General features: G+C 71.5%; 15 protein-coding genes and 1 pseudogene. 12 read left to right on the top strand and 4 right to left on the bottom strand.

The genetic code is table 11. The annotated features are described in order from the left end of the window. Positions 1-215: hypothetical protein (locus EIY87_RS48245; protein ID WP_225439689.1), on the bottom strand; the 215-nt coding region annotated here is incomplete at its 3' end. Here EIY87_RS48245 and EIY87_RS49380 point away from each other — a divergent pair. The 10 genes and pseudogenes from EIY87_RS49380 to EIY87_RS03915 form a co-directional block, all read left to right on the top strand. Beyond that, a pseudogene (locus EIY87_RS49380) lies at positions 144-302 on the top strand (phage tail tube protein); the annotation flags it as partial. The gene EIY87_RS48245 and the pseudogene EIY87_RS49380 overlap by 72 nt on opposite strands. Positions 303-433: 131 nt before the next feature. Continuing rightward, positions 434-742: a hypothetical protein gene (locus EIY87_RS03875; RefSeq protein WP_125306258.1), complete on the top strand. Its 309-nt coding sequence runs from the start codon at positions 434-436 to the stop codon at positions 740-742. Positions 743-789: 47 nt separating this feature from the next. Beyond that, the gene (locus EIY87_RS03880; RefSeq protein ID WP_125306259.1) at positions 790-1110 is read left to right on the top strand and encodes a hypothetical protein; all 321 of its coding nucleotides are present in this window, start codon (positions 790-792) and stop codon (positions 1108-1110) included. A 4-nt stretch (positions 1111-1114) separates the two neighbouring features. Next, positions 1115-2746 (top strand): phage tail protein, encoded by a 1632-nt coding sequence (locus tag EIY87_RS03885; protein ID WP_125306260.1) that lies wholly within the window; start codon positions 1115-1117, stop codon positions 2744-2746. After that, positions 2728-3597 carry a phage distal tail protein gene (locus tag EIY87_RS03890; RefSeq protein WP_125306261.1) on the top strand — a complete coding sequence of 290 codons (870 nt, stop codon included), beginning with the start codon at positions 2728-2730 and terminating at the stop codon, positions 3595-3597. The genes EIY87_RS03885 and EIY87_RS03890 overlap by 19 nt, the downstream gene beginning before the upstream one ends. Before the next feature lie 22 nt (positions 3598-3619). After that, positions 3620-4567, top strand: a complete 948-nt coding sequence (locus EIY87_RS03895) for a hypothetical protein (RefSeq protein ID WP_125306262.1) — start codon at positions 3620-3622, stop codon at positions 4565-4567. Positions 4568-4576: 9 nt separating this feature from the next. Further along, a complete protein-coding gene (locus EIY87_RS03900; protein WP_125306263.1) occupies positions 4577-5689 on the top strand; it encodes a hypothetical protein in 1113 nt (370 codons plus the stop codon). Continuing rightward, on the top strand, positions 5686-6117 hold the full coding sequence (locus tag EIY87_RS03905; protein WP_125306264.1) for a hypothetical protein: 432 nt from the start codon (positions 5686-5688) through the stop codon (positions 6115-6117). The genes EIY87_RS03900 and EIY87_RS03905 overlap by 4 nt, the downstream gene beginning before the upstream one ends. Positions 6118-6192: 75 nt before the next feature. Continuing rightward, complete coding sequence (locus EIY87_RS03910) at positions 6193-8604, top strand: GH92 family glycosyl hydrolase (RefSeq protein WP_125306265.1); 2412 nt, start codon at positions 6193-6195, stop codon at positions 8602-8604. 213 nt (positions 8605-8817) lie between these two features. Further along, on the top strand, positions 8818-9183 hold the full coding sequence (locus EIY87_RS03915; RefSeq protein WP_125306266.1) for a DUF3817 domain-containing protein: 366 nt from the start codon (positions 8818-8820) through the stop codon (positions 9181-9183). A gap of 47 nt (positions 9184-9230) precedes the next feature. Here EIY87_RS03915 and EIY87_RS03920 read toward each other — a convergent pair whose 3' ends face one another. After that, on the bottom strand, positions 9231-9731 hold the full coding sequence (locus tag EIY87_RS03920; protein WP_125306267.1) for a MarR family winged helix-turn-helix transcriptional regulator: 501 nt from the start codon (positions 9729-9731) through the stop codon (positions 9231-9233). A gap of 78 nt (positions 9732-9809) precedes the next feature. Between EIY87_RS03920 and EIY87_RS03925 the strand changes: the two genes are divergently transcribed. Next, complete coding sequence (locus EIY87_RS03925; RefSeq protein WP_125306268.1) at positions 9810-10112, top strand: thiamine-binding protein; 303 nt, start codon at positions 9810-9812, stop codon at positions 10110-10112. On the opposite strand, the gene EIY87_RS03930 is transcribed toward EIY87_RS03925, so the two are convergent. Next, positions 10113-10574 (bottom strand): hypothetical protein, encoded by a 462-nt coding sequence (locus EIY87_RS03930; RefSeq protein ID WP_225439690.1) that lies wholly within the window; start codon positions 10572-10574, stop codon positions 10113-10115. It abuts the gene before it with no gap. A gap of 40 nt (positions 10575-10614) precedes the next feature. On the opposite strand from EIY87_RS03930, the gene EIY87_RS03935 reads away from it, so the two are divergent. Next, a complete protein-coding gene (locus tag EIY87_RS03935) occupies positions 10615-11589 on the top strand; it encodes a tetratricopeptide repeat protein (protein WP_125306269.1) in 975 nt (324 codons plus the stop codon). Between the two features lie 69 nt (positions 11590-11658). Here the strand turns inward: EIY87_RS03935 and EIY87_RS03940 are convergent, their stop codons facing one another. Beyond that, positions 11659-13095, bottom strand: coding sequence for a neutral zinc metallopeptidase (locus EIY87_RS03940; protein WP_191983972.1), 1437 nt, complete (start codon positions 13093-13095; stop codon positions 11659-11661). Between the last annotated feature and the right edge of the window lie 123 nt (positions 13096-13218).

The raw sequence follows: 13218 nt of genomic DNA on the forward strand, positions 1-13218 counted from the left end.
CGACGATGGGCTGCTGAGCGGGCATTGAAACTCTCCTTGAGCTGGGGAAACGGATCGAACGGGTAGACATATGCGATAGGCGGAACCGCGCGACCCTGCAGTTCTTCTTCAGCGCGCCCGCCGGGACGAACGGCGTCTACAACATCGCCGCCGCGCCCCGGGTCGACGAACGCGCGCTCGGCATCGAGTTCAGCGACGGCCCGAACGTCAAGCACCGGTTCTACATCCCGCGCGGCGTCGTCACCGAGACCGACGAAACCGCGATCACGCGGACGTCGGCGATCAAGCTCGGCGTCACCTTCACCGCCATGACACCGATCAACAGCACGTCCGAGCCGCTCGCGCAGTGGTCGATCAACCCGGCCGCCGGCGCCACCGCCGCCGCCGAAGCCGAAGAACAGCCCGCGTGAGCGGGCGAGGGGGAACGCACGAAATGGCGAAGTACAACGTCAACGCCGTCCGCGCGCAGCGCCTGGAAGCGCTGGGGGAGCGCTGGGAGTTCGAGCTGGACGGCGACACCTTCAGCCTGCCGACCGAGCTGCCCCGGGAAGCGGTGGCGCAGTTGTCCGGCCTCGATCCGTCCGATTTGGACGGTCTGCTCGAGGTGCTGCTCGGCGCCGAGCAGTTCGAGCGGCTCGGCCGGCACGCGCTGAGCGTGCAGGACGTCCAGGCCCTGCTGGAGGCCTACGGCCGGGACACCGGTATGGCGCTGGGGGAATCCTCGGCCTCGACGCGCTCCTGAGCGAGCACGGCGAGGCCGTCGAAGCCGACCTGCTCCGGTTCTACCGGGTGGACCTGCTCGACTACTACCGCGGCAAGCTGACGCCGAGGCGGCTGCGGGTGCTGATCCGGCACCTGCCCCGCGAGTCGGCGCTGGTGCGCGCCCTGCACGGCGAGGCGGCCGAGTGGGGCCTGACCGAGCACCTGCTCGCGGGCGCGGTCGACGAGCTCGCGGTGGGCAACTGGCTGTTCGTCGCGGCCAATTCCGCCGAGGGCGCCGACCAGCCGGACCGGCCGCGCCCGGTCCCACGGCCGGGCCTGGAGCCCGAACCCGACCCCGCGGCGACCACCGACGAGATCGCCGCCTTCTTCGGCACCCCAGGGAGGTGAGTTCGTGACGCAGCCGACGTCGGCCATCACCAGCGCGGCGCAGGCCCAGGTGACGGCGTTGATCGACGGCATCCGCGAGTCGATCACGAGCGCCGTCTCCGACGCGGCGACGAAGCTGACCGAAGGGTTCACCGAGCACGTCAACAAGGAACTCGGCGAGATGACCGCCAAGTTCAAGGAGACGCACCCGGCGGTGACCGCGGCGGTCACCGACGTGGTGGGCTTCGCCGACGCGATCAACACCGCCTCGACCGCCGTGCGGGACACCGTCGGGCAGGTCAAGGACGCCGCGGCCGCGATGAAGGAACTGCCGGGCGCCATCAAGGACCTGCGCACCGGGCTGCGGGAAAGCGCGACCGAGGTGCGGAAGCTCGGCTCGGACCTGAAGTCCATGGTGAAGAACGCCCCGGGCGCGATCCGCGACCTCGGGACGTCGCTGCGCGGCGCGCTCACCCAAGGGCTGAACACCGCTCGCCAGGCCGCGACGAGCGCGGGGCAGGCGATCGGCCGGTTCGCCGCACAGGCCCGGAGCACGGCACTGGCCGCCGCGGGCGCCGTGCGGAACCTGGCGCAGCTCGCCGTCGCCTACGCGAAAACCGCGGTCCAGGCGGTGATCGCGACCGCCCGGACGGTGGCGATGGCCGTGGCGCAACGCGTCGTCGCCGTCGCGACCCGCCTCTGGTCCATCGCGCAGGGACTGCTCAACGTCGTCATGCGGCTGAACCCCATCGGCCTGATCATCACCGCGATCACGCTGCTCGTGGCGGCGGTCGTGCTGGCCTACAACCGCAGCACGACGTTCCGGAACATCGTCAACGCCGTGTTCACCGCGGTGAAGAACGTCGTGCTCGGGGCGGTGAACGCGATCCGCGGCGTCGTCGCGGTGGTGTGGCCCTACATCGCGAAGGTCATCCAGGTCGCGGTCACGGTGATCCGCACCTACGTCACCACCTACTTCAGCATCGTCCGGACCGTGGTGACGGCGGTGTTCAACGCGGTCAAGGCGGTGGTCACCGCCGCGATCCACACGGTCGTCGCGACGATCCGCGGCGTCGGCCAGGTGGTCGGCATCGTGCGGAACGCCTTCGACCAGGCCAAGTCCGCGGTGAGCAACGCGATCTCCGGGGTCGTCTCGTTCGTGCGCGGGCTGCCCGGCCGGGTCGTCTCCGCGCTCGGCAACATCGGGAAGACGCTCTACGGCGCCGGGAAGTCGCTGATCGAAGGGTTCATCGGCGGGATCCGCGACATGGCGGGCAACATCCTCTCGGCGATCAAGAACTTCATCGTCGACAAGATCCCCGGCCCGATCAAGAGCGTGCTCAAGATCTTCTCGCCGTCGCAGGTGATGGCGGACATCGGCCGCAACATCGGGGCCGGGCTGACGGTCGGCATCGAGGCGAGCGGCGACCAGGTGTCCGGCGCGATGACCCGGCTGGTGCCGCTGCCGGGCTCCTCGACGATCCGGCCGGCGGTGGCGAACCTGACGAAGACGGTCGCGGCCTCCGCCGTGGGTCCGGTGGCCCGCTCCGCGCCGGGTGGCTCGGTGACGGTCAACGTGCACCCGCGGGCGGGCCAGTCCGAATACGAGATCGGCCGCGTCGCGGCCCGGGAGGTGGCATGGGCGGCGAAACGCTGAGTGCCGTGTCGCTGGCGCTGCCGGTGTACGAAGTGGACGGCTGGGCGGGCAACGTCGTGGACGCCGACGGCGTCGAGTGGTGGGTGACCAAGGAGGACGGCTGGTCGACCGGGCCCGGCGTGCGGCTCGAACTGTCCGACCGGCCGCAGCGCGACGGCGCCTTCGACGCGCCGTCGTTCCGCTCGGCGCGGGTGATCACGTTGGAGGGCACCGCCGTCGCGCCCGACGAAGACGCCCACGAGCGGGCGAAGGACCGGATCGCCGCCGTGCTCGCCGACGGTTCGGTGCCGGCGGAGCTTGTCGTGCGGGAGCGGACCGTGACCCGCCGGGCGCTGGTCCGGCTGTCCGCGGGCACGAAGGTCTCCGACACGACGCCGGTGAGCTTCGACTGGTCCCTGCAGGTCACCGCGCCCGATCCGCTGCGCTACGGCGAAGACGTCCACGAGCTGTCGTGCGGGCTGCCGGAACCGGGGCAGGGCATCACTTTCCCGCTCCGCTTCCCGCTGGTGTTCGGGCAGGCGCAGGGCGGCACGCTGGCACTGGTGAACGCCGGCACGGCGACGACGCGTCCGGTGTGGACGATCACCGGGCCGTGCACGCAACCGGTGATCCGCAACGATTCGACCGGCGAGCGGCTCGCGTTTTCGCTGAGCCTCGCCGAAGGGGACGTGCTGACCGTCGACACGGCCGCGCGGACGGTGTTCCTCGGCACGGCCTCCCGGCGTTCGGTGCTGCAACCGCGGTCGAGCTGGTTCGGGCTCCCGCCGGGCAGCACGGCGATCGGGTTCGAAGCTTTCGACGACGGCGAAGCGGGCACGCTGACCGTCCGCTGGCGCGACGCGTGGATCTGAAGAGCGAGAAGGGGAGCTGGCGATGGCGGAACGGCACGCGGGGTGGGTCGACGGCGTCGACTCGGCCGAAGCGCGGTTGATCACCGGGGCACTGGTGCAGGCGGACGCGACCGGCGACGCGCTCGACCCGCTGCGGGCGCGCCCGGGGATCCGGGACGCGCCGGGCACGCCGGGGACGGTCGCGATCGCGTCGAACAAGCTGCGGGTCAACCCGTTCCAGGCCGTGCTCGCCGACCGGGCCCGGCCGGGCGACGGTCCTTACATCGTCACGCTGGACGCGGTGAAGGAACTGCCCTTCGGCGCTGCGCACGCGTCACTGTCCAGGGTGGACCTCGTCGTCGCCGAGATCGTCAGCGGCGCCTTCGCGGTCAACGTCTACGTGGGGGAGAACGCCGCTTCCAATCCGGTCCGGCCGACGCCGGCCGGATCGCCGGTGCTCGTGCTGGCCGAGGTCCAGGTGCCGCCGGCGGGCACCGCACCCACGGTCGTCGACCGCCGCCAGTTCACCGCCGCCCTCAGCGGGATCCTGCCGGTGCGGGGCGAAACCGACCTCCCGCCCGTCGCGACCACGCACAGCAGCCAGTTCGTCTACCGCCTCGACACCGGCGTGCTGCTGTGCAAGCGCGGCGGCGCCTGGGCGCCCTACCGGCCGCCGCGCGGGGACACCTGGCGCACCCCGGCGCTGCAGAACAGCTGGGTCAACTACGGCAGCGGGTTCACCACGGCCGCCTACACGCTGATGGACGATGGCTGGGTGCGGCTGCGCGGCCTGGTCAGGAACGGCGTCTTCGACAAGCCGATCTTCACGCTGCCGGTCGGCTACCGGCCGGTCGCGCACTGGCTGCTCGGCGTCTCGACCAACCCGGACGCGCACGGCCGCGTGGACATCCTGCCGACCGGTGAGGTGATGGCGACCACGGGCAACGCCGGCTGGTTCTCCCTCGACGGCCTGACGTTCTCCACCTACTAGGCGCCGCACGTGGCCACGTCGTACACCTACCTGATCGCGGACCTGCGCACCGGCGCGATCCTCGACGAACTGCCGCTGGCCGGCGTCCAGTTCGACAAGAAGCTCAACGACACCGGCACGCTGCGCGGGCGGCTGCGGGTCGACGACCCGGAGATCCGGATCCGCGAACCGCGGCTGCTCGCCGAGCCGGGCCGCACCGCGCTCTACGTCGACCGCGACGGCGACCTGGTGTGGGGCGGCATCGTCTGGACCAGCCGGTACAGCGCGGCCGGCGGCGTGCTGGAGCTGACCGCCGCGGACTTCGCGTCCTACTTCGACCACCGGCTGGTCCTCGACCCCACCGACCTGACCCGGCCGGTGTCGTTCACCGCCACCGACCAGCTCGCGATCGTGCGGGGCCTGCTGGACCTCGCGCAGGCGGCCGACGGCGGCGACCTCGGGGTGGCGGTGACCGGCACGGCGACCTCCGGCGTCCTGCGCACGGTCAGCTACGCGTCGGCGGACCTGAAGTCGGTCGCGGAGGTCCTGCGGGACCTGGCCAACACCGACACCGGCTTCGACTTCGCCTTCGACGTCCGCTACGACGAGAGCGGGCAGCCGGAACGCCTGCTGCGGCTGGGGTACCCGCGCCTGGGCCTGCCGGGCGGGGAGCGCGCGTACGTCTGGGAGTACGGCGCGAACCTCGTCGACTTCGTCTGGCCGAGCGACGCCGCGAGCATGGCGACCCGGGTGCTCGGGATGGGCAACGCCGGCGCCGGCGGGGTCCCGGTGGTGCGGTCGGACCCGGGCGCGACGGCGGGTGGCTGGCCGCTGCTGGAAGCCGCGGCCGCGGCGGTGGACACCACCGACGCCGCGATGCTCGCCGCGCACGTCGCCGGGGAGCTGGCCGCGCGGCGGCGGCCCGTCGTGCTGCCCGAGCTGACCGTGCGCGCCGACCTCGACCCGGTCGTCGGGACGTACTCGGTCGGCGACGACGCGCGGATCGTCGTCGACGACCCGTTCTTCGCCGGGGACCAGCTCGACGTCACCGTCCGGCTGCTCGGGCTGTCGGTCACCCCCGGCGACGACGGCGGGCAGGAAGAGGTCGTGCTGACCGTCGAGCCGTTCTTGGAGCCGTCGTGAGCCGCGTCAACCACCCGGACACCCTCGTCACGCTGCTGCGGGAGATCCAGCGGCGCCTGCGCGTGCTCGAAGGCACCCGCCACACCGCCGCGGCGTTCGCGGCGGCGGCCGCCGAGCCGGCCCCGGCCCTGGCCTTCCAGCCCGCGCGCCCGCAGGACTGGCCCGGCACGACCGCGACCGACTGGACCCCGCTCGTCCGGCTGCTCACCCGGCCCGGCGCGTTCGTGGTCGTCCTCGAAGCCGTGGCCGACAGCGGGGGCGAGGTGCGGGTGGTCGTCGACGGCGAAGTGGCCGAGACCGTCGCGGTCACCGGCGACGTCGGCCGCCACGAAGTCGCCGTCACCGCGAGCGCCGAGCTGGTGGTGGCGGCCCGGCGGACCGGCGCGACGGGATCAGTGCGGGTGACGGCCTTCGCGCTCCCCGGCTGAGCGCTGTCCGGAACGAGACAGGTATTCACCGCCCCCTTGACCGGTTCGTCGGGCGTTGCCGAAGGTGTCGGGAGGATGACATCGTTGGCAGGAGGCTCAGTGAAGAGCAAGGTCCTGGCGGGCGCGCTGGCGCTCGCCGTGGTGGCGACGGGGGTGAGTCCCGTCGTCGCTGCGGCTGCCGGGGGTGACGCCCTGGACGCCGTCAACACGTTCATCGGCACGCAGGACGAGGGCAACACCTTCCCGGGTGCCTCGGCGCCGTTCGGGATGACGCAGGTCAGCCCGATCACCTCGCACTACGCCGGCTACCGCTACACCGACACGGCCATCCGCGGGTTCGGGCACTTCTTCCTGTCCGGCGCGGGCTGCTGGGAGCAGGGCGGCCTCGTCTCGACGTTGCCGACGACCGGGGAAGTGGGCCCCGGCAAGGCGTTCGACACGACCCAGCCGTCCACTTTCGACCAGAAGCGGTACGCGGCGCCGTTCACCCACGACGGCGAGGTCGGCAAGCCCGGCTACTACAAGGTCCACCTCACCGGCTACGGCGGCGTCGACGTCGAGACGACGGCCGCGACCCGGGCCGGGGCCGAGCGGTACACCTTCGCGAAAGCGGGGGACGCCAACGTCTTCGTCAACGTCGGGCAGGCGAACGACAAGGAACCGGTGACGGGCAGCAGCGTCCGCGTCGTCGACGACCGGACCGTCGAGGGAACCGTGGAGTCGCAGGCGTTCTGCGGCGGCAAGGCCTACACGACGTACTTCACGACGAAGTTCGACAAGCCGTTCAAGGCGTTCGGCACGTGGTCGCCGACGGGTGGCGCGCCCGGCTCCCGCTCCTCCGAAGGCGGCGCGGGCCTGCGCGGCGCGTGGCTGACCTTCGCCGGCGGCGGCCAGGTCACCGCGACCACGGCGATCTCCCAGGTGGACGCGCAGGGCGCGCGGGTGAACTTGGCGGCCGAGCGGATCCGGTCGTTCGACGCGGCCAAGGACGCCGTCCAGCTCGCCTGGCGCCACGAGCTGTCCACAGTGGACATCAAGGGCGGCACGACCGACGACCGCACGGTGTTCTACACCTCGCTCTACCACGCGCTCCTGCAGCCGCTGACCGCGAACGACGCCGACGGCCGCTACTACGGCTTCGACAAGAAGATCCACCGCGCGGTCGGCTGGACGTACTACGACTTCTTCTCGCTGTGGGACACCTACCGCTCGCAGAACCAACTCCTGGCGCTCCTGCGGCCCAGCCGCGCGAAGGACATCGCGAAGAGCATCCTCGCCATCCACGACCAGGGCGGCTGGCTGCCGCGGTGGGCGTACGCGAGCCAGGAGACGAACACGATGACCGGCGACCCGGTCACGCCGTTCCTGGTCGACCTCTGGCGCTTCGGCGCGCTGTCGGGCGAGGAGGCGCACGCCTACCAGGCGCTCCTGCAGAACTCGCGGGAGATCCCGCCCGCGTCGTCGCCGTTCCAAGGACGCTCGGGCAACGCCAGCTACCAGGCCGACGGGTTCGTCCAGTACGACCCGGACTTCCCCAAGAAGGGGCAGGACACCGACCCGAACCACGGCGCCTCGGCCACCCTGGAGTACGCGCTCGGTGACTGTTCGCTGTCGGTCATGGCCGCCGCGCTCGGCAAGAAGGACGACGCCGCCGCGCTGAAGGAGAAGGGCCGGACGTACCGGACGCTGTGGGATTCCACGCAGACCGACCGCGGCTTCACCGGCTTCTTCCGGCCGAAGGTCCTCGGCGGCGCGTGGTTCTCGCCGGCGGACAAGCCGTACAGCCCGCAGAGCCAGGACGGCTTCCACGAGGGCACGGCCTGGCAGTACCAGTGGCTGGTCCAGCAGGACGTCCCCGGGCTCGTGCAGCGGATGGGCGGCGCGGCGAACACCGGCAAGCGCCTCGACGACTTCTTCGCCTACGACGAGCTGCTGAAGAACCCGGCGACGGCGGTCCGCGAGAACTGGGTCGTCGGCCCGTACGACTACTACGACCAGTTCCGCTACAACCCGAACAACGAACCCGACCTGCACTCGCCGTGGATGTACGCGCTCACCGGGCAGCCGGCGAAGACGTCGGCGGTCGTGCGGGCCGCGCACACGCTGTTCACCAACGCGCCCAACGGCGTCACCGGGAACGACGACCTCGGCACCATGTCGGCCTGGTACGTCTTCAGCGCGCTCGGGTTCTATCCCGCTGTCCCAGGGACCGGGAACTTCGTGCTCAACGCGCCGCGGTTCGGGAAGTCCGTGCTGCACCTGGAGAACGGGCGCGACATCACGATCACCGCGCCCGGCGCCGACGGCTCGAAGCTGCAGTACGTCTCGGGCCTGAAGGTCGGTTCGCGGCCGAGCGACCAGGTGTACGTCGGCTTCGACCAGCTCAAGCGGGGCACGACGCTGGACTTCTCCTTGACTGCCGATGGTGCGAAGGCGACATGGGGCACTTCGCCGTCCTCGGCACCGGGTTCCCCGTGTTCTGACTAGACAGCGGCGCTCACGGACGTGGTCCCGGCCACAGTGGACCACGTCCGTGAGCATCGTCACGGGACCCGGTGTTCCGGTGAGGGCCGTCACGCCTCACACTGGTATCAGCACGTCCGACAGCGCCGTTGACGTCCACAGGCAGTCCGCCGTGGACGGTGCGTCGGGCGTTTTCTGTGTCTAGACCAACGTGGTGAGACCCCACAGGAGGAAGAAGTGTCCAGCAAGGCCGCTCTCGTGTTCCGCGTGGCCGCAGTAGCCGAAGCCCTTTCCTGGGCCGCGCTGCTGGTCGGGATGTTCCTCAAGTACGTCGTCCACTCCGCCGGCGAAGGCGGCGTGCCCGTCATCGGCATGGTGCACGGCGTGATCTTCGTCCTCTACGTGGTCGTCTCCCTGTCCGTGGCGAAGCCGCTCGGCTGGCGCCCGAAGACGCTGGTCCTCGCCCTGCTCGCGAGCATCCCGCCGCTGTTCACGTGGCTGTTCGAGAAGTGGGCGCTGCGCAACGGCAAGCTCGACGGCCCGCAGCGGCTGTCCCACGGCGGTGTCGGCCTGTTCCAGGTGAAGGAACCCGTCGCCGCCTGATCCCAGGACGTGAGAAAGGCCCGCACCGCCCGGTGCGGGCCTTTTCGCTATTCGGTGAAGTCGCCCGCCGCCCGGCGCACCTTCGTCAGCAGGTCGGTCAGCTGCTCGGTCTGCCGCTCGGTGAGCCCGGACAGTCCGAAGTCGATGGTCGTCACGGCCTCGGTCGCGGTCTCGCGGCGCTTGCGGCCCTCGTCGGTGATCTCGACGAGCGTCGTGCGCCGGTCGGTCGGGTGCGGGACGCGCTTGACGAGCCCGTCCTTCTCCAGCCGGTCGACTATGTTGGTGACACTGGTGGGGTGCAGCTGGAGCCGCTCGCCCATCACCCGCATCGGCAGGCTGGCGCTGCGGGCGAAGGTGAGCAGCACCAGTGCTTCGTACCGGGCGAAGGTCAGGCCGTGCGGCTTGAGCGCGCCGTCCACCGCGGACTGGATGATCTGCTGGACCCGCATCACCCCGGTCACCGCGGCCATGGTCCCGGAGGGCCCGATCCGGTCCTCCCAGAGCGCGGCCGCGCGGGCGATCGGGTCGAACGGCAGCGGACGGTTCATGACACGCGAAGTTACCAGCGGGTACCGGCGCGTGTCCTGCGACCGGCGGAAAGAGCACCGAAGAAGGGACTTCCGACCATGATCGTCGCGTTCAGCGTGAGCCCGTCCGGCGGGGAGCCCGACGGCGGAGTCAGCGAAGCCGTGGCCCGCGCCGTCAAGGTGGTCCGCGACTCCGGGCTGCCCAACTCGACCAACGCGATGTTCACGAACATCGAGGGCGAGTGGGACGAGGTGATGGACGTCGTGAAGCGCGCGGTCGAGGCCGCGGGCGAGGGCTCGGCCCGCGTCGGCCTCGTCCTGAAGGCCGACATCCGGCCGGGCTTCGAAGGCCAGCTGGAGGCCAAGGTGGAACGCGTGGAAGCGCGGCTGCGCGAGTCGTGACTACGGCAGCGGCGGGGTGAAGGCGACCGTCCAGCGGCCGTCTTCGCTCGTCACCGTCAGCGGGTAGCTGAACGGCCGTCCGTCTCCGAGCGTGCCCGTCACCGTGGCGCGCGAGGGCGCGGCGGCGTCCGGTCCGAGCGCCACCCGGACGTCGTGGACGCCGTGGTCGGTCAGCACCGCGACGTAGTCCTTCGCGAAGTCGCCGCCGCCGGAGCCGGGGTAGTCGAGGAGGCCGGCGAAGGCGTCGGCGTCGTGCCCGGAAAGCGCGGTGGCCAGGCGTTCGCCCAGCTCTGCGGGCGACGCCGCGCCCGGGTCCGGCTCGTGCACGATGAGCAGCGTCACCGCGCCGATCCACGCGGCGGCGGCGGCGATCGACAGCCCCACCTTCACGTCACGCCGGATGTGCACCCGGCCGAGCCTGCCCCAGCGGCGCCGTCCTGCCAAGCGGACCGGCCGGGGCACCCGGTGAAACTCCTCCGGCGCGCGTGCCAGGATGGAGGGCGTGACACAGCCACGCGGATCTGCAGCGAAGTCAGCGGCCTTGTCCGCCGCCCTGTCCGGCGCGGTCGACCTGTCCGCGCTCAAGGCGCGCGCCGATGCGGCGCAGCGGCAGCCGGCCCCGCAGGCCGGCCCGTCCGGCGGCGAGGGGCCGCCCCCGCCCGTCTCGACCGACGCCGTGATCGATGTCACCGAGGCCACCTTCCAGACCGACGTCGTCGAGCGGTCGCTGCGCCAGCTGGTGGTCGTCGACCTGTGGGCCGAGTGGTGCGGCCCGTGCAAGCAGCTGTCCCCGGTGCTGGAGCGCCTGGCCGCCGAGTCCGGCGGCGCGTGGGTCGTGGCGAAGGTCGACGTCGACGCCAACCCGCGGATCGCGCAGCTGTTCGGCGCGCAGTCCATCCCGACGATCGTCGCGATCGCCGGCGGCCAGCCGGTCGACGCGTTCTCCGGCGCGCTGCCCGAGCCGGAGATCCGCAAGTGGATCAACGCGCTGCTGGACGCCCTGCGCGACAAGCTGCCCTCGATCCGCGAGGCGGAGGCCAACGGCGGCGGCCCCGCCGAGGAGCCCGAGGACCCGCGCTTCACCGAGGCGGAAGAGGCCTTCGAGCGCGGCGACTTCGCCGCGGCCCAGGCGGCGTACGAGCGCATCCTCGACGTCGAACCGGCCAACGAGCTGGCGAAGAACGCGCTGGCCCAGGTCAAGTTCACCGCCCGCGCGGAGAACGCGGACCCGTCGGCGCGCGAGCGGGCGGACGCGGACCCGTCGGACCTCGCGGCCCAGCTCGACGCGGCCGACCTGGAGATCGCGGCGAACGACGTCGAGGCGGGCTTCAAGCGCCTGATCGACGCGGTCCGCCGCACGGCGGGGGAGGACCGCAACAAGGTCCGCGAGCACCTGGTCGCGCTGTTCGACCTCTTCGACCCGGCCGACGACCGCGTGATGAAGGCCCGCCGCGACCTGGCGTCCGCCCTCTTCTGAGCCCGAATGCCGTGAAGGCCTCCTTACCGGCACTTATGACCGGTAAGGAGGCCTTCACGGCGTTTCAGGTCAGGCGTACTGTTTCGAGCAGACCGACGAGCCCTCGAGGTAGCCCTTCCGCAGCGACTCGACCCGGTCGAAACCGCTGTCCGGCCGCTTCCCGTTGACGTCCGCGGACACCAGGCTCTCCGGCTGCAGCAGGTCCGCGATGGCCTCGTCGAGGTCGCCCGCGGACAGCCGCAGGTCACCCGGGCGGTTCGTGAACGCCGCCCACGCGCCCACCAGGCACGCCGTGCGCAGGCCCGCGTTCGCGTTGTCGATCGACGCGCCGACGCCCTTCTGGATGCCCAGCGCGTACCGCGAAGCGACCTCCGAGAACGCCGCGAAGTCGCCCATGCCGCCCGGGTCCTCGCCCTTCATCTCGGCCTCGCGGTCGATCGGCTGGGCCAGCTCCGCGAGCTTCGCCAGGTCGATGCTCACCGTGTTGTCGCCGGGGCAGTACGAGGCCGGCGGCGTGGTCTGGCAGCTGCCGCCGTCGGTGATCTCCGGCGCGGCGACGCCGGCGCCCTCGAAGGCCTTGTCGAGGCTCTTCTTCAGCAGCTCGACGGCCTGTTCGTTGAACTTCGCGTCGCCCTTGCCCTTGTCGCCCTTGTCGAACGGGCGCTCGGTCAGCCGGGCCTTGACGTTCTCGTTGTTCATCGCCGCGCACTCCTTCGGGCCCTTCTCGAACCCGGCCTGGAACGCGTACGTGCGGTCGAACGCCGTGCCGTGGGCGCCGCGGTCGGCGGCGCTGGTGCCCGCCTGGTCGCGGATCAGGAACATCGACGCCATCACCTGGTTCAGGCCCTCGGACGTCGACACCCGGTAGAACTTGCTCTTGTCCTCGGCGACCCAGCGGAAGTAGCCGCCGGCGAAGCAGTCGGCCTGCTGCTCCTTGACCACGGTCGGGGTGCTCTTGGTGATCCCCGCCTTGTCGCCGAGCCGGTACTGGACGGCGTGGCCGAACTCGTGCGCGAGCACGACGACCACCGACATCGGCCCGAACCGCTGGCGCAGCATCGGCAGCAGCACGCCGCGGTCCCACGCCACCGAGTCGTCGACCGGGCAGTAGAACGCGTTCACGAGCTTCTTGACGCTGCCGCAGCCGGTCTCTTCGGTGTCGGACTGCGCGTCGTAGGACAGCAGCGACTTCACCGGCTCGAACTGCTGCCCGAAGTCGGCCTGCAGGTGCTCGGCCCAGTACGTCTGGACGTCGGCGATCGCGGCGGTGGCGAGCTTGTCGTCCTCGCCGCCGTCGGCGTTGCGGACGTTCAGGTCCGGCGACGGCGCGTCCGGCTTGAGGCCGCTTTCGAAGTGCGTCACCGGCAGCCCGGACACCGAACCGGCGCCGGTGTCCTTGCCCGGGTCGCCGCTCGCCGTGCCGCCCTTGTCGTTGCACCCGGTCACGGCCACGGCCGCGACGGCGAGCAACGCGACCAGCGTGCGCCGTCCTCCCCCTGGGATCATCTTCTTCACTCGCTCTCGTACCCACCCGTACCCGACGGGCAGGACCATACCCAGGGCTTACGCGGAGCGTGCACGTTATCCCCGAACTCCTCCCTGCGCACGACCGCCCGCGGCCCGATATCG

It is taken from the genome of Amycolatopsis eburnea, from assembly GCF_003937945.1.
GTDB classification, from domain to species: Bacteria; Actinomycetota; Actinomycetes; order Mycobacteriales; family Pseudonocardiaceae; genus Amycolatopsis; species Amycolatopsis eburnea.